At 55.0% G+C, this 15,790-nt stretch carries 14 protein-coding genes; 13 read left to right on the top strand and 1 reads right to left on the bottom strand.

Features of this window, described 5'->3' with window-relative positions; translation table 11 throughout:
• The first annotated feature begins 22 nt into the window (after positions 1 to 22).
• The 13 genes from RHN82_RS02100 (at position 23) to RHN82_RS02040 (ending at position 14,947) form a co-directional block, all read left to right on the top strand.
• Positions 23 to 715 carry a DUF421 domain-containing protein gene (locus tag RHN82_RS02100; protein ID WP_047051718.1) on the top strand — a complete coding sequence of 231 codons (693 nt, stop codon included), beginning with the start codon at positions 23 to 25 and terminating at the stop codon, positions 713 to 715.
• Between the two features lie 162 nt (positions 716 to 877).
• A complete protein-coding gene (gene serC, locus RHN82_RS02095; RefSeq protein WP_023303390.1) occupies positions 878 to 1,966 on the top strand; it encodes a 3-phosphoserine/phosphohydroxythreonine transaminase in 1,089 nt (362 codons plus the stop codon).
• A 68-nt stretch (positions 1,967 to 2,034) separates the two neighbouring features.
• The gene (aroA, locus tag RHN82_RS02090) at positions 2,035 to 3,318 is read left to right on the top strand and encodes a 3-phosphoshikimate 1-carboxyvinyltransferase (protein WP_047051717.1); all 1,284 of its coding nucleotides are present in this window, start codon (positions 2,035 to 2,037) and stop codon (positions 3,316 to 3,318) included.
• Between the two features lie 185 nt (positions 3,319 to 3,503).
• Positions 3,504 to 4,187, top strand: coding sequence for a (d)CMP kinase (gene cmk / locus RHN82_RS02085; protein ID WP_015570968.1), 684 nt, complete (start codon positions 3,504 to 3,506; stop codon positions 4,185 to 4,187).
• A gap of 111 nt (positions 4,188 to 4,298) precedes the next feature.
• Entirely contained in the window at positions 4,299 to 5,972 is a 1,674-nt protein-coding gene (gene rpsA / locus RHN82_RS02080) for a 30S ribosomal protein S1 (protein WP_003858235.1), read from the top strand.
• Between the two features lie 170 nt (positions 5,973 to 6,142).
• On the top strand, positions 6,143 to 6,430 hold the full coding sequence (ihfB, locus tag RHN82_RS02075) for an integration host factor subunit beta (RefSeq protein WP_003858233.1): 288 nt from the start codon (positions 6,143 to 6,145) through the stop codon (positions 6,428 to 6,430).
• Positions 6,431 to 6,642: 212 nt separating this feature from the next.
• Positions 6,643 to 8,907 carry a ComEC family protein gene (locus RHN82_RS02070; RefSeq protein WP_047051716.1) on the top strand — a complete coding sequence of 755 codons (2,265 nt, stop codon included), beginning with the start codon at positions 6,643 to 6,645 and terminating at the stop codon, positions 8,905 to 8,907.
• Between the two features lie 36 nt (positions 8,908 to 8,943).
• Positions 8,944 to 10,692, top strand: coding sequence for a lipid A ABC transporter ATP-binding protein/permease MsbA (gene msbA / locus RHN82_RS02065; protein ID WP_003858227.1), 1,749 nt, complete (start codon positions 8,944 to 8,946; stop codon positions 10,690 to 10,692).
• On the top strand, positions 10,689 to 11,666 hold the full coding sequence (lpxK, locus tag RHN82_RS02060; RefSeq protein WP_047051715.1) for a tetraacyldisaccharide 4'-kinase: 978 nt from the start codon (positions 10,689 to 10,691) through the stop codon (positions 11,664 to 11,666). Before msbA ends, lpxK begins: the two co-directional genes overlap by 4 nt.
• Before the next feature lie 43 nt (positions 11,667 to 11,709).
• The gene (locus RHN82_RS02055; RefSeq protein ID WP_047051714.1) at positions 11,710 to 12,939 is read left to right on the top strand and encodes a winged helix-turn-helix domain-containing protein; all 1,230 of its coding nucleotides are present in this window, start codon (positions 11,710 to 11,712) and stop codon (positions 12,937 to 12,939) included.
• Between the two features lie 45 nt (positions 12,940 to 12,984).
• Positions 12,985 to 13,167, top strand: coding sequence for a protein YcaR (gene ycaR, locus RHN82_RS02050; RefSeq protein WP_003858220.1), 183 nt, complete (start codon positions 12,985 to 12,987; stop codon positions 13,165 to 13,167).
• Complete coding sequence (gene kdsB, locus RHN82_RS02045) at positions 13,164 to 13,910, top strand: 3-deoxy-manno-octulosonate cytidylyltransferase (RefSeq protein WP_047051713.1); 747 nt, start codon at positions 13,164 to 13,166, stop codon at positions 13,908 to 13,910. The genes ycaR and kdsB overlap by 4 nt, the downstream gene beginning before the upstream one ends.
• Positions 13,911 to 14,053: 143 nt before the next feature.
• Complete coding sequence (locus RHN82_RS02040; protein WP_003858216.1) at positions 14,054 to 14,947, top strand: YcbJ family phosphotransferase; 894 nt, start codon at positions 14,054 to 14,056, stop codon at positions 14,945 to 14,947.
• On the opposite strand, the gene elyC is transcribed toward RHN82_RS02040, so the two are convergent.
• Positions 14,924 to 15,703, bottom strand: a complete 780-nt coding sequence (gene elyC, locus RHN82_RS02035; RefSeq protein WP_047051712.1) for an envelope biogenesis factor ElyC — start codon at positions 15,701 to 15,703, stop codon at positions 14,924 to 14,926. The genes RHN82_RS02040 and elyC overlap by 24 nt on opposite strands.
• Positions 15,704 to 15,790: the final 87 nt, after the last annotated feature.

Genomic DNA, 15,790 nt, shown 5'->3' with positions numbered 1-15,790 from the left:
CCTACTGTTAAGGCATAGAAAAATGAAAGCATTTGATCTCCAGCGGATGGCGTTTGATAAAGTCCCTCCTGAGTTTTTAGGCGAAGTGGCGCTGCGCAGCCTGTACACCTTTGTACTGGTTTTCCTGTTTCTGAAAATCACCGGACGTCGCGGCGTGCGGCAGATGTCGCTGTTTGAAGTGCTGATCATCCTGACGCTGGGGTCGGCGGCAGGGGACGTTGCCTTTTATGACGATGTGCCGATGGTGCCGGTCTTTATCGTCTTCGTGACGCTTGCGCTGCTGTACCGGCTGGTCATGTGGCTGATGTCGAAGAGCGAAAAGCTGGAAGACCTGCTTGAAGGGAAGCCGGTGGTCATTGTTGAAGACGGACAGCTGGCCTGGGAGAATGTGCAAAGCGCCAATATGACGGAGTTTGAGTTCTTTATGGAGCTTCGCATAAGCAGCGTTGAACAGCTGGGGCAGGTGCGTCTGGCGATTATGGAAACGAACGGACAAATCAGCGTCTATTACTATCCCGACGATGAGGTGAAGCCCGGCCTGTGCATCCTGCCGGATATGCTCATCGAGCGATACAAAACTGTACCTGAAGCGGGCGAGTATGCCTGCATAAAATGTAGTCATGTGGTGGTTATGCAGGCGGGCGATCATCAATTATGCCCCCGCTGTACGAATCCAGAATGGACGAAGGTTAGCCGGGCTAAACGCATCACCTGACAGCGATTTTGTCGGTTTTGTGACAACGGTACGGCAGATTGTATTGTGTGACGAGGGGCACATTTCTTCGGCCATCAGTTTTAGACATTGCGGCGCGTGTCACTGAATGATAAAACCGATATCCACAGTTATAACTTATGGCTTTTAGCGTGGTGAGGGGAAATGGCTCAAGTCTTTAATTTCAGTTCAGGTCCGGCAATGTTACCGGCAGACGTGCTCAAACAGGCTCAACAGGAGCTGTGTGACTGGAACGGTCTGGGTACGTCGGTGATGGAAGTCAGCCACCGGGGTAAAGCGTTTATTCAGGTGGCGGAAGAGGCAGAAAAGGATTTTCGCGATCTGCTGAACATTCCCTCGAACTACAAAGTATTGTTCTGTCACGGCGGTGGACGCGGCCAGTTTGCGGGTATTCCGCTCAATCTGCTGGGCGACAAAACCACCGCTGATTACGTTGATGCCGGCTACTGGGCGGCCAGTGCGGTAAAAGAAGCGCACAAATATTGCACGCCGAATGTCATCGATGCCAAAGTGACCGTTGACGGTCTGCGCGCCGTGAAGCCGATGAGCGAGTGGCAGCTTTCTGATAACGCCGCATATCTTCACTACTGCCCGAACGAAACCATCGACGGTATTGCCATTCACGAAGAGCCAGACTTTGGCGAAAATGTCATTGTGACGGCGGACCTCTCTTCAACCATTCTGTCCACCCCGCTGGATGTCAGCCGCTACGGCGTCATCTACGCGGGTGCCCAGAAAAACATCGGTCCTGCGGGTCTGACTATCGTTATCGTGCGTGAAGACCTGCTGGGGAAAGCCCATAAGTCTTGCCCGTCAATTCTTGATTACACCGTCCTGAACGACAACGATTCCATGTTCAACACCCCGCCAACGTTTGCCTGGTATCTCTCCGGCCTGGTCTTCAAATGGCTGAAGCAAAAAGGCGGTGTGGCGCAGATGGATAAGATCAATCAGCAAAAGGCTGAACTGCTGTATGGCGTGATCGACAGGAGCGATTTCTACCGTAACGATGTTGCCAAAACTAACCGTTCACGCATGAACGTGCCGTTCCAGCTGGCGGACAGCAACCTGGATAATGTGTTCCTGGAAGAGTCCTTCGCGGCGGGTCTGCATGCGCTGAAAGGCCACCGTGTGGTAGGCGGGATGCGCGCCTCCATCTATAACGCCATGCCGCTGGAAGGCGTTAAAGCCCTGACTGATTTCATGATCGACTTCGAACGTCGTCACGGTTAATTGGCTGTTTTTCACCCCCGCAGCGTTCCTGCGGGGTTTTTATTATGTTGAGTTGAGAGTTGAGTTTCATGGAATCCCTGACGTTACAACCTATCGCGCGGGTAGATGGCACCATTAATCTGCCTGGTTCAAAAAGTGTCTCGAACCGCGCTCTGCTGCTGGCAGCTCTGGCAAACGGCACCACCGTCCTCACTAATCTGCTGGACAGCGATGACGTGCGCCATATGCTCAATGCACTGAAAGCGTTGGGCGTTCAGTACGCGCTGTCTGACGATCGTACCCGTTGTGAAGTCACCGGTAACGGCGGCGCGTTACATTCTGCTGAAGCGCTGGAGCTTTTCCTGGGTAACGCCGGTACCGCGATGCGTCCTCTGGCCGCTGCGCTGTGTCTGGGGAGTAACGATATTGTGCTGACCGGTGAGCCGCGAATGAAAGAGCGTCCGATCGGCCATCTGGTGGATGCCCTGCGTCAGGGCGGCGCGCAGATTGATTATCTTGAGCAGGAAAATTACCCGCCCCTGCGTCTGCGCGGGGGATTCACTGGCGGGAATGTTGAGGTTGACGGTAGCGTTTCCAGCCAGTTCCTGACTGCGCTGCTGATGACCGCACCGCTGGCACCACAGGACACCGTCATCAGCATTAAAGGCGACCTGGTTTCTAAGCCGTACATTGATATCACCCTGCACCTGATGAACACCTTTGGCGTTGAGGTGGAAAACCAGTCTTATCAGCGTTTCGTGGTTCGCGGTGAGCAGCAGTACCAGTCGCCGGGCCACTACCTGGTTGAAGGCGATGCTTCATCCGCCTCCTATTTCCTTGCCGCAGGCGCGATTAAAGGCGGTACGGTAAAAGTGACGGGTATTGGCCGCAACAGCGTGCAGGGCGATATCCGTTTTGCTGACGTGCTGGAAAAAATGGGCGCGGTGGTGACCTGGGGCGATGACTTCATCTCCTGCACCCACGGTGAGCTGAACGCCATCGATATGGATATGAACCATATTCCGGACGCGGCGATGACCATTGCCACCGCTGCGCTGTTTGCGAAAGGCACCACCACGCTGCGAAACATTTACAACTGGCGTGTGAAAGAGACGGACCGCCTGTTCGCGATGGCAACCGAGCTGCGTAAAGTGGGGGCGGAGGTAGAAGAGGGCGAAGACTACATTCGCGTCACGCCGCCGGCAAAACTGCAATTTGCAGAAATTGGCACCTACAACGATCACCGCATGGCGATGTGTTTCTCGCTGGTGGCGTTGTCAGATACGCCAGTCACTATCCTTGATCCGAAGTGTACGGCGAAAACCTTCCCGGACTACTTCGAACAGCTGGCGCGCATTAGCACCCTGGCCTGATGATCGTATGCCGCATCACCTGATGCGGCATTTCCTTACGCTTTCTGACACTCATCCTCTTTCATTTCTTCTACACTCTGCTTCAATCATTCCGTAATTTGCACGCAAAGGTAACAGTTGCGCACGTTGGCGCGTATAATGCGCGGCGTTCATGTAAACGGTATGCCTTAATTAAGGAGAAAAAGATGACGGCAATTGCCCCGGTAATCACCATTGATGGGCCAAGTGGCGCAGGGAAAGGTACTCTGTGCAAAGCGATGGCGGAAGCATTGCAATGGCATCTTTTAGATTCGGGAGCAATCTATCGCGTGCTGGCGCTGGCTGCGCTGCACCATCATGTGGATGTGGCGTCTGAAGAAGCGCTGGTACCGCTGGCTGCGCATCTGGATGTGCGCTTTGTCTCGACCGATGGCAACCTTGAAGTGATCCTGGAAGGGGAAGATGTCAGCGGTGAAATCCGTACCCAGGAAGTGGCCAATGCGGCCTCTCAGGTGGCGGCTTTCCCACGCGTTCGTGAAGCGCTGTTACGCCGCCAGCGCGGTTTCCGTGAAGCGCCGGGGCTGATCGCCGACGGCCGCGACATGGGAACCGTGGTATTCCCTGATGCGCCAGTGAAAATTTTCCTTGACGCCTCTTCTGAAGAACGTGCTCAACGCCGCATGCTTCAGTTGCAGGAAAAGGGGTTTAGTGTTAACTTTGATCGCCTTTTATCCGAGATAAAAGAGCGCGATGACCGCGATCGTAACCGCGCCGTCGCACCACTTGTTCCCGCGCAAGACGCATTAGTGCTGGATTCAACCAGTTTAACTATTGAGCAAGTGATTGAAAAAGCGCTACAATATGCGCGCCAAAAACTGGCACTCGCGTAATCGCGACCGATTTAGCAGTACCCCCGCTGCAAGGGATTGACGGCGGGTATGTGAAACAACCCCATCCGGCACGGAGCCAGGTGGACGTTAATATTAACCTGAAGATTAAACATGACTGAATCTTTTGCTCAACTGTTTGAAGAATCCTTAAAAGAAATCGAAACCCGTCCGGGTTCCATCGTTCGTGGCGTTGTTGTTGCTATCGACAAAGACGTTGTACTGGTTGACGCCGGTCTGAAATCTGAGTCTGCCATCCCGGCTGAGCAGTTCAAAAACGCCCAGGGCGAGCTGGAAATCCAGGTAGGTGACGAAGTTGACGTTGCTCTGGACGCAGTAGAAGACGGCTTCGGCGAAACCCTGCTGTCTCGTGAGAAAGCTAAACGTCACGAAGCATGGATCACGCTGGAAAAAGCTTACGAAGAAGCTGAAACTGTGGTCGGTGTTATCAACGGCAAAGTTAAAGGTGGCTTCACTGTTGAGCTGAATGGTATTCGTGCGTTCCTGCCAGGTTCTCTGGTAGACGTTCGTCCAGTCCGTGACACCCTGCACCTCGAAGGCAAAGAGCTTGAGTTCAAAGTAATCAAGCTGGACCAGAAGCGTAACAACGTTGTTGTTTCCCGTCGTGCCGTTATCGAATCCGAAAACAGCGCAGAACGCGATCAGCTGCTGGAAAACCTGCAGGAAGGCATGGAAGTCAAAGGTATCGTTAAGAACCTCACTGACTACGGCGCATTCGTTGACCTGGGCGGCGTTGATGGTCTGCTGCACATCACCGACATGGCGTGGAAACGCGTTAAGCACCCAAGCGAAATCGTGAACGTGGGCGACGAAATCACTGTTAAAGTGCTGAAGTTCGACCGCGAGCGTACTCGTGTATCCCTCGGCCTGAAACAGCTGGGCGAAGATCCATGGGTAGCTATCGCTAAGCGTTACCCAGAAGGTACTAAACTGACTGGTCGCGTTACCAACCTGACTGACTACGGCTGCTTCGTTGAAATCGAAGAAGGCGTTGAAGGTCTGGTGCACGTTTCCGAAATGGACTGGACCAACAAAAACATCCACCCATCCAAAGTTGTTAACGTTGGTGATGTAGTGGAAGTGATGGTTCTGGATATCGACGAAGAACGTCGTCGTATCTCCCTGGGCCTGAAGCAGTGCAAAAACAACCCATGGCAGCAGTTCGCGGAAACCCACAACAAGGGCGACCGTGTTGAAGGTAAAATCAAGTCTATCACTGACTTCGGTATCTTCATCGGCCTGGACGGCGGCATCGATGGCCTGGTTCACCTGTCTGACATCTCCTGGAACGTTGCAGGCGAAGAAGCAGTTCGTGAATACAAAAAAGGCGACGAAATCGCAGCAGTTGTTCTGCAAGTTGACGCAGAGCGTGAGCGTATCTCCCTGGGCGTTAAACAGCTCGCAGAAGATCCGTTCAACAACTGGGTTGCACTGAACAAGAAAGGCGCAATCGTAAACGGTAAAGTGACTGCTGTTGACGCTAAAGGCGCAACCGTAGAACTGGCTGACGGCGTTGAAGGTTACCTGCGCGCTTCCGAAGCTTCACGTGACCGCGTTGAAGATGCAACTCTGGTTCTGAGCGTTGGTGACGACGTTGAAGCTAAGTTCACCGGTGTTGACCGTAAGAACCGTGCAATCAGCCTGTCTGTTCGTGCTAAAGACGAAGCTGATGAGAAAGATGCAATCGCAACTGTGAACAAACAGGAAGATGCAAACTTCTCTAACAACGCAATGGCTGAAGCTTTCAAAGCAGCTAAAGGCGAGTAAGTTCAGGTTCGCACCATCATTTGAGCTGTAACGCATTTACAGCGCGAAGGATGGAGAGCAGACTTGACAGATTGCAGGATTCGTCCTGTAATCAATAACAAAGGGCGGCTACGGCCGCCCTTGTTTAATAAGCTGTTCAGCTAATGGGTTTGAAAGGAACCGGAGGAATCATGACCAAGTCAGAATTGATTGAAAGACTTGCCAGTCAGCAACCGCATATCCCTGCTAAGGCTGTGGAAGATGCCGTTAAAGAGATGCTGGAGCATATGGCTACCACTCTTGCCCAGGGCGAGCGCATTGAAATCCGCGGTTTCGGTAGTTTTTCTCTGCACTATCGTGCACCACGTACCGGGCGTAACCCGAAGACTGGCGATAAAGTGGAGCTGGAAGGAAAGTATGTTCCGCACTTTAAGCCGGGTAAAGAACTGCGCGATCGCGCCAATATTTACGGTAACTGAGTTTAATCATTAGGGTTAAACTGAGTTTAAAGGAAGCACCTTAGGGTGCTTTTTTTGTATCCCGCCCCTGCATTTCTGAATACGCGCCGCATATTCATTTCCTCTTTGCTGTAAACACTTAAAAACGTTGCAGCGCCCGCTGTAAATCACGCCTTTTCTGTCTGACGACGCATCAGTCCCGCCGCATAATCGCCTGAAACATGGAGGTGAAGATGGGGATCCACGTCATCAGTATGTGCGCCATTCTGGCTATAATCCCGCTCTATTGGTTACCCGATTTGCCAGATTTGCATCTTGTCTGGTTGCTGATTGCCGCAGGAGTTGCGTTATCCGTACAGCAGAGAAAATGGCTCAGGTTTTCAGGCCTGGCATTGCTTTTTATGTGCTGGGGGATCCTGGCCGCTCAGGAAAGCGTATGGCCGATGAACCATTTAACGAAAGCACCGCAGCAGGCCGAGGTGGTCATTACCGCAACGGACGGCGCAACGATGCATCAGGGAAAGATTGTCAGCCTCAATGGAGAACGCGTGTGGGGTGCCATGGGCGTGGCGCTGTATGGCAACTATCTGCCGCAAAACGTCTGCGTGGGTCAACGCTGGGCAATGACCCTGCGGCTCAGGGCGGTACACGGAGAACTCAACGATGGCGGCTATGATTCACAGAAAAATGCCTTTGCCCGACACCAGACGCTGAGTGGACGGTTTTCCCATGCGGCGCTCGTTGACGAGGGCTGTAGTCTGCGTGCGCAATACCTGACATCACTACAGAATACGCTTTCCGCATATCAGTGGGGACCCGTGATCCTGGGGCTGGGGATGGGGGAGCGGCTGTCGGTCTCGCGGGAGATAAAAAACCTGATGCGTGAGACCGGAACGATGCATCTGATGGCAATCTCGGGATTGCATATTGCGCTGGCCGCTTCTGTCATCTGGTTTCTGACGCGGGGCATCCAGTTCTTCCTGCCGGGCCGCTGGATTATCTGGCAAATCCCCATGCTGGCAGGGCTGATTTTTGCCGCGTTTTACGCATGGCTAACGGGTTTGCAGCCGCCTGCGCTGCGTACGGTTATCGCGCTTGTGGTACTGGCTGCATTAAAAATGAGCGGTCGCCAGTGGTCGCCCTGGCAGGTATGGCTTACCTGCGTGGCGGCGATCCTGGTTTTCGATCCACTGGCGGTCCTGTCACAAAGCCTGGCGCTTTCAGCGTTTGCGGTCGCCGCGCTTATTTTTTGGTATCAGTGGTTGCCTCTCCCTCACTGGCAACGTGGCCGGCGTCTGCGGCCGATGGTTACGCTATTGTATTTGCAGGTCGGTATGCTGCTGCTTCTGTTGCCGCTTCAGGTGCTGATTTTTCATGGTTTCAGTCTCTCCTCGCTGGTGGCGAATCTGTTTGCCGTTCCTCTGGTCACGTTTATCTCAGTTCCGCTGATCCTGCTCGGCATGTTTCTGCATCTGTTTCCGGTGGCGGCGCTGGAAAGTGTCGTCTGGCTGGCTACCGATAAATCTCTGGCAGGGCTTTTCTGGCTATTGATGCATTTACCGAATGGCTGGCAGGACGTTGATGAACGCTGGCAATACCTGACGTTACTGCCGTGGCTGCTGATCATTGGCTGGCGATTCAGGGCCTTTAGCGCAGTACCCGCAGTCTGTCTGGCAGGCAGCGTGGTGTTGGCCTTTTCCCTCTGGCACAGGGTTAAAACAGACAGCTGGTCCCTGCATATGCTGGATGTAGGGCAGGGGCTGGCGATGGTCATTGAGCGTCACGGGAAGGCCATTCTGTATGACACCGGGCTGGCATGGCCCGGTGGGGACAGTGCGCAGCAGCTGATTATCCCCTGGCTACGCTGGCATCATCTGAAACCGGAAGGGGCGATCCTGAGCCATGAACATCTCGACCACGCGGGGGGGCTGGCATCGCTAAAAGCTGCCTGGCCCGCAATGTGGATCAGAAGCCCCTTATCCTGGGCCGGGCATCTTCCGTGCTTTCGAGGACAGCGATGGCAGTGGCAGGGTTTAACGTTCTCCGTGCACTGGCCACCCGAAAACACCTCGGCGAAAGGTAACAACCGCTCCTGCGTGGTAAAAATCGATGACGGCGAACAGAGCGTGTTACTGACCGGAGATATTGAAGGGCAGGCAGAACTGGCAATGCTGAGCCACCGCTGGCGTCAACTTGCGTCTACACTGATTCAGGTGCCGCATCATGGAAGTAACACGTCATCCTCAACACCGTTGCTACAGCGCGTGGAGGGGCAGGTTTCGCTGGCCTCAATGGCCCGCTATAACGCGTGGCGTTTCCCTTCCATTAAAGTGGTCCGGCGCTATCGAACCGAAGGGTATCTCTGGCTTGATACCCCGCAGTCCGGGCAGATATCTGTGACGTTTTCGCACCATAGTCGGCAAATTCGCCGCTTACGTGAACACTATTTACCGCGTTGGTATCATCAGTGGTTTGGCGCGCCCGTAGATAACGGGTAGAATATGCGGCTATTTCAACAAATGCTGGTTTTTTGAATGCATAACGACAAAGATCTCTCCACGTGGCAAACGTTCCGCCGGCTCTGGCCGATGATTGCTCCTTTCAAAGCAGGCTTGATCGTGGCGGGCGTAGCGTTAATCCTCAACGCAGCCAGCGATACGTTTATGTTATCGCTTCTCAAACCGTTACTGGATGACGGTTTTGGTAAAACGGATCGTTCAGTGCTGCTATGGATGCCGCTGGTGGTTATTGGGCTGATGATCTTACGCGGAATCTCCAGCTATGTATCCAGCTACTGCATCTCCTGGGTATCCGGTAAAGTGGTGATGACCATGCGCCGTCGGTTATTCAGCCATATGATGGGGATGCCAGTCTCATTCTTTGACAAACAGTCAACCGGTACCCTGCTGTCGCGTATTACCTACGATTCAGAGCAGGTGGCCTCGTCCTCTTCCAGCGCACTGATTACCGTTGTGCGTGAAGGCGCATCCATCATCGGCCTGTTCGCGATGATGTTCTATTACAGCTGGCAACTGTCGCTGATCCTTATTGTGCTGGCGCCGATTGTATCCATCGCGATCCGCGTGGTATCAAAGCGTTTTCGCAACATCAGTAAAAATATGCAGAATACGATGGGGCAGGTGACGACCAGCGCCGAGCAGATGCTGAAAGGCCATAAGGAAGTGTTGATTTTCGGCGGTCAGGAAGTCGAAACCAAACGCTTTGACAAGGTCAGCAACAGAATGCGCCTGCAAGGGATGAAAATGGTATCGGCCTCGTCGATTTCCGATCCGATCATTCAATTGATTGCCTCTCTGGCCCTGGCCTTTGTCCTGTATGCCGCAAGCTTCCCGAGCGTCATGGAAACCCTGACTGCGGGTACCATTACGGTGGTGTTCTCATCCATGATTGCGCTGATGCGTCCGCTGAAATCGCTGACTAACGTCAACGCCCAGTTCCAGCGCGGGATGGCAGCCTGTCAGACGCTGTTCAGCATTCTCGATTCCGAACAGGAAAAAGATGAAGGTACACGCGTGATCGAGCGCGCTAAAGGCGACCTGGAATTCCGTAACGTCACCTTTACCTATCCAGGCCGTGAAGTGCCAGCGCTGCGTGATATCAGCCTGTCCATCCCGGCGGGTAAAACCGTCGCGCTGGTCGGTCGTTCCGGTTCGGGCAAGTCGACCATTGCCAGCCTGATTACCCGTTTCTACGATATCGACCAGGGCGAGATCCTGCTTGATGGTCACGACCTGCGGGAATATACCCTCCAGTCGCTGCGTAACCAAGTTGCGCTGGTCTCGCAGAACGTGCATCTGTTCAACGATACGGTGGCGAACAACATTGCGTATGCCCGTACCGAAGAGTACAGCCGTGAAGAGATTGAGAATGCGGCGCGTATGGCCTATGCGATGGACTTCATTAACAAAATGGATAACGGTCTGGATACGATCATTGGCGAAAACGGGGTGCTGCTCTCCGGTGGTCAGCGCCAGCGTATCGCGATTGCCCGTGCGCTGCTGCGCAACAGCCCGATTCTGATCCTCGATGAAGCAACGTCCGCACTGGATACGGAATCTGAACGCGCTATCCAGTCGGCTCTGGATGAATTACAGAAAAACCGTACCTCGCTGGTTATCGCGCACCGTCTGTCGACCATCGAACAGGCTGACGAAATCGTGGTGGTGGAAGATGGCGTGATCGTTGAACGCGGCAGCCATGCGGACCTGCTTGAACAGCGTGGTGTTTACGCCCAGCTTCATAAAATGCAGTTCGGTCAATGATTGCACGCATCTGGTCGGGTGAATCCCCTCTGTGGGTGCTGCTTCTCCCGCTCTCCTGGCTGTATGGCCTGGTGAGCAGTGCTATTCGTCTGCTTTACCGCCTCGGGATCAAGTGCGCCTGGCGCGCACCGGTACCGGTGGTGGTGGTCGGCAACCTGACGGCGGGTGGAAACGGCAAAACCCCGGTGGTGATCTGGCTGGTAGAACAGCTCCATAAACGCGGTATCCGCCCGGGAGTTGTCTCACGCGGTTACGGTGGTAAAGCGGCGCAGTATCCCCTGGTGCTGAGCCCAGCTACGACAACCGCTGAAGCCGGTGATGAGCCGGTACTGATTTATCAGCGTACCGGCGCGCCGGTTGCGGTATCGCCAGTGCGCAGTGAGGCCGTGAAGGCACTGCTTGCGGAGCATGACGTACAAATCATTATTACCGATGATGGTTTGCAGCATTACGCGCTGGCGCGTGACAAAGAGATCGTGGTCATCGACGGCGTGCGGCGTTTTGGCAACGGCTGGTGGCTGCCAGCCGGTCCAATGCGTGAGCGTGCGTCGCGCCTGAAAAGCGTCGATGCCGTGATTGTGAATGGGGGTGAAGCCAGAGCGGGCGAAATCCCGATGCATCTTCGTCCCGGACAGGCCGTGAATATGTTGACCGGCGAGCGCAAAGACGTCGCGCAACTGGAACATCTGGTTGCGATGGCCGGTATAGGTCATCCGCCGCGTTTCTTCGCAACGCTGGAGCAGTGCGGCGCAAAGCTTGATAAACGGGTGCCGCTCGCCGATCACCAGACGTTAGTTGCCGAAGAGGTTGAAAGGCTGGCAGCGCCGGGCCAGACGCTGATTATGACGGAAAAAGACGCGGTAAAATGCCGGGCCTTTGCGAAAGAAAACTGGTGGTATCTGCCGGTTGACGCTGAACTCAGCGGCGAACAGCCGGAACATTTGCTCAAGGAACTGCTCGCGTTAGTGCAGTAACTTCTACGCGGTTCCGGTGGCGCTTTGACTGACAGGAAAACGCATGTCTCTACCGCAACTCTCACTTGCAGCCGCACGAAACTTGCATCTTGCCGCCCAGGGGCTTCTGAAAAAGCCCCGCCGCCGCGCGCAACCAGCTGATATCCTCTCTACCGTGCAACGCATGTCGTTGCTGCAAATCGACACCATTAACATCGTGGCGCGTAGCCCGTATCTGGTCTTGTTTAGCCGCCTTGGAAACTATCCTCCGCACTGGCTGGATAATGCGCTAAGTCAGGGCGAACTGATGGAATACTGGGCGCATGAAGCCTGTTTTCTCCCGCGCAGCGATTTTGCCCTGGTGCGTCACCGCATGCTCGCCCCGGACAAAATGGGCTGGAAATACCGCCAGGAGTGGATGGTGGAACACGCGGATGAAATAGAGCAACTGATTGCCCATATTCAGGAAAACGGTCCGGTACGCTCCGCGGATTTTGAACACCCGCGAAAAGGCGCAAGCGGATGGTGGGAGTGGAAACCGCACAAACGCCATCTTGAAGGGCTGTTTACGTCGGGCAAAGTGATGGTGGTCGAGCGCCGCAACTTTCAGCGCGTTTATGACCTCACGCACCGCGTTATGCCTCACTGGGACGATACGCGTGACCTGCTGTCTCAGGACGCAGCCGAAGCCATCATGCTCGGGAACAGCGCCCGCAGCCTTGGCATCTTCCGACCACAGTGGCTGGCGGATTATTATCGTCTGCGTCAGCCGCAGCTAAAACCACTGCTGGAATCGTGGCAGCGCGAACAGCGCGTCATGCCGGTCTCGGTAGAATCGTTAGGTGAAATGTGGTTGCATGCGGATTTGTTCCCTCTGCTGGCGCAGGCGCAGGAGGGCAAGCTCCAGGCGACCCACAGTGCCGTGCTGTCGCCGTTCGACCCCGTTGTCTGGGACAGAAAGCGGGCCGGGCAGTTGTTTAATTTCAGCTACCGTCTGGAATGCTATACCCCGGCGCCCAGGCGGCAATATGGTTATTTTGTTTTGCCGCTGCTGCACAAAGGCCAGCTAGTCGGGCGCATGGACGCTAAAATGCACCGTAAAATCGGCATGCTTGAAATTATCGCGCTCTGGCTTGAAGAGGGCATAAAGGTGACGGCTGGCCTGGAAAAAGGGTTAACGACTGCGCTCAGTGAATTTGCGCGCTGGCAGGGGGCGCATGAAATTGTACTCGGTCGCGTGCCTGCGGAGCTGTTTGCGACCTGTCGAGATGGCTGGGAAACAGACACTCCCTGAAAAGGGAATGTGATAAGCTTTAGCGATTACCCATACGGAGGAACTATGGATCACCGTTTACTTGAAATTATTGCCTGCCCGGTATGCAACGGCAAACTGTATTACAGCCAGGATAAACAAGAGCTGATTTGCAAACTGGACAGCCTGGCGTTCCCGCTGCGTGACGGCATTCCGGTCCTGCTGGAAAATGAAGCCCGTTCCCTGGTGGCAGAAGAGATCAAACCATGAGTTTTGTTGTCATTATCCCTGCGCGTTATGCTTCCACGCGCCTGCCAGGTAAACCGCTGGTGGATATCAATGGCAAACCGATGATTGTGCATGTCCTTGAACGGGCACGCGAATCGGGCGCCGGACGCGTCATCGTCGCCACCGATCACCCGGATGTTGCGCGCGCGGTTGAGTCCGCGGGTGGGGAAGTGTGCATGACCCGTGCCGATCATCAGTCAGGCACCGAGCGCCTGGCGGAAGTCGTCGAAAAATGCGGTTTCAGCGACGAGACGGTGATTGTGAACGTGCAGGGCGATGAGCCGATGATCCCGGCGGCGATTATCCGTCAGGTGGCCGATAACCTGGCACAGCGTCAGGTCGGGATGGCGACCCTCGCGGTGCCGATTCACCATGCTGAAGAGGCGTTCAATCCGAATGCGGTGAAAGTGGTCATGGACGCAGAGGGCTACGCGCTCTATTTCTCCCGCGCCACCATTCCGTGGGATCGCGATCGTTTCGCGCAATCGAAAGAGACAATCGGCGAAACCTTCCTGCGCCACATCGGTATTTACGGCTACCGCGCCGGCTTTATTCGTCGCTATGTCGCCTGGGCACCAAGCCCGCTGGAGCATATTGAAATGCTCGAACAGCTTCGCGTGCTGTGGTACGGCGAGAAAATTCACGTTGCGGTTGCCCAAGAAATTCCTGGCACCGGCGTGGATACCCCTGAAGATCTCGAGCGCGTACGCGTCGAAATGCGTTGATTCGCTGGCATCCCCTCGTCTGGGGGGGATGTTCTCCCGCCTGGCTATTTTCCTTTTCTTTTTCATTATTGATCTCTACCGGGTGACATCCGGGTTTCGCGCGCTCATTATAAAAGCAGTAGTCTTAATGGGGGTAATCTCATATGGAACAGCTGCGTGCTGAACTCAGCCATCTCCTTGGCGAAAAGCTAAGCCGGGTGGAATGCGTGAATGAAAAGGCCGATACCGCACTCTGGTCGTTGTACGACAGTCAGGGAAACCCCATGCCGCTGATGGCCAGAAGTTTTACCTCGCCGGGCGTCGCCAGACAGCTGGCCTGGAAAATGTCGATGCTGGCGCGGGAAGGGACAGTCCGTATGCCGACGGTTTATGGCGTGATGACCCATGAGGAGCATCCCGGCCCGGATGTTCTGCTTATCGAGCGTTTACGCGGGGTTTCTGTTGAAGCCCCGACGCGTACACCGGAGCGCTGGGAACAGCTGAAAGATCAGATTGTCGAGGCTCTGCTTGCCTGGCATCGGCAGGACAGCCGGGGTCTTGTTGGCGCGGTAGACAGCACCCAGGAAAACCTGTGGCCGCTGTGGTATCGCCAGCGTGTCGAAGTGCTGTGGGGCACGCTGAACCAGTTCAACAACACCGGTTTAACGATGCAGGACAAACGTATTCTGTTCCGCACCCGGGAGTGTCTGCCGACGCTGTTTGAGGGTTTTAACGACAACTGCGTGCTGGTTCACGGCAACTTCACGCTGCGCAGTATGCTTAAAGACTCGCGCAGCGACCAGCTGCTGGCGATGGTCGGGCCGGGGATCATGCTCTGGGCACCGCGCGAGTACGAACTGTTCAGGCTGAGCGAGGGCGGGGCGGCGGAAGATTTGCTCTGGCACTATCTTCAGCGCGCCCCCGTTGCGGAAGCCTTTCTCTGGCGACGCTGGCTCTATCTTCTCTGGGATGAGGTGGCGCAGCTGGTCAATACCGGGCGCTTTAATCGCGCCAGTTTCGATCTGGCCGCAAAATCACTCCTGCCCTGGCTTGCCTGACGAACCTTTGAGCCACTGCCAGAGGCGGCCAAGCGTCTCGTAGCCGACGCGGTCGCTGTGCATCAGCCATACCGGGGACGGAATTATCCGTTCCCACGGATTGAGCGGGGCGTCAATAGCCATCTGGTTTGCCGGAGCAGGAAGCGGATGCAGACCCTGCTTCTCAAAGAAAATCATTGCGCGCGGCAGGTGTGAAGCAGAGGTCACCAGCAGGAACGGTACATTACCGATGGCCTGTTTCACCGCCGCCGCCTCTTCTTCGGTATCTTTTGGGCTGTCCAGCGTGATGATGGCGGAACGTGGTACGCCAAGCGATTCAGCCACTCTTGCTCCAGCTTCAGCGGTACTGACCGGGTTGGTTTTTGCCGCAGCGCCCGTGAAGATCATCTTCGATCCCGGATTGGCCAGCCACAGGCGGATCCCCTCGTTCAGGCGAGGCAGGCTGTTGTTGATCAGGTTCGAGCTGGGCGCCCAGTTCGGATCCCAGGTATACCCGCCGCCCAGCACCACGATATAGCCCACCTTCTGATTTCCCTGCCATGTCGGGTAGGTGTTTTCAATCGGACGTAATAAACCGTCGGCGACCGGTTGCAGGCTGAGTAACAGCAGCGCCAGCCAGCCCACGGTAACGAGGGATTTACCGCTTTTCTGAAAGCGGCTAAACCATATCAATGCCAGCCCCAGCGCGATGAGAAGCAACAGCAGGGGAAGGGGAAGCATCATGCCTCCGATATATTTTTTTAGGGTAAAAAGCATCCTTTTTGGTTCCTTTTTTAACCATACAGCAGGCGATTGTCGGTGATATTACACCAGAGTGGTTCATTCTCCGCGCGGGTGTGACAA

Origin of the sequence: Enterobacter cloacae complex sp. EB5 (genome assembly GCF_031432835.1) — a bacterium.
GTDB lineage: Bacteria > Pseudomonadota > Gammaproteobacteria > Enterobacterales > Enterobacteriaceae > Enterobacter > Enterobacter hormaechei_C.
This window is presented reverse-complemented; position numbering and strand designations above follow the sequence as displayed.

Excerpts from the sequence above, each read along its gene's own strand:
- ycaR (WP_003858220.1), top strand. The coding sequence starts at position 12,985 with ATGGATCACCGTTTACTTGAAATTATTGCCTGCCCGGTATGCAACGGC.
- aroA (WP_047051717.1), top strand. The coding sequence starts at position 2,035 with ATGGAATCCCTGACGTTACAACCTATCGCGCGGGTAGATGGCACCATT.
- RHN82_RS02055 (WP_047051714.1), top strand. The coding sequence starts at position 11,710 with ATGTCTCTACCGCAACTCTCACTTGCAGCCGCACGAAACTTGCATCTT.
- cmk (WP_015570968.1), top strand. The coding sequence starts at position 3,504 with ATGACGGCAATTGCCCCGGTAATCACCATTGATGGGCCAAGTGGCGCA.
- RHN82_RS02040 (WP_003858216.1), top strand. The coding sequence starts at position 14,054 with ATGGAACAGCTGCGTGCTGAACTCAGCCATCTCCTTGGCGAAAAGCTA.
- ihfB (WP_003858233.1), top strand. The coding sequence starts at position 6,143 with ATGACCAAGTCAGAATTGATTGAAAGACTTGCCAGTCAGCAACCGCAT.
- rpsA (WP_003858235.1), top strand. The coding sequence starts at position 4,299 with ATGACTGAATCTTTTGCTCAACTGTTTGAAGAATCCTTAAAAGAAATC.
- RHN82_RS02070 (WP_047051716.1), top strand. The coding sequence starts at position 6,643 with ATGGGGATCCACGTCATCAGTATGTGCGCCATTCTGGCTATAATCCCG.
- elyC (WP_047051712.1), bottom strand. The coding sequence starts at position 15,703 with ATGCTTTTTACCCTAAAAAAATATATCGGAGGCATGATGCTTCCCCTT.
- lpxK (WP_047051715.1), top strand. The coding sequence starts at position 10,689 with ATGATTGCACGCATCTGGTCGGGTGAATCCCCTCTGTGGGTGCTGCTT.
- serC (WP_023303390.1), top strand. The coding sequence starts at position 878 with ATGGCTCAAGTCTTTAATTTCAGTTCAGGTCCGGCAATGTTACCGGCA.
- kdsB (WP_047051713.1), top strand. The coding sequence starts at position 13,164 with ATGAGTTTTGTTGTCATTATCCCTGCGCGTTATGCTTCCACGCGCCTG.
- RHN82_RS02100 (WP_047051718.1), top strand. The coding sequence starts at position 23 with ATGAAAGCATTTGATCTCCAGCGGATGGCGTTTGATAAAGTCCCTCCT.
- msbA (WP_003858227.1), top strand. The coding sequence starts at position 8,944 with ATGCATAACGACAAAGATCTCTCCACGTGGCAAACGTTCCGCCGGCTC.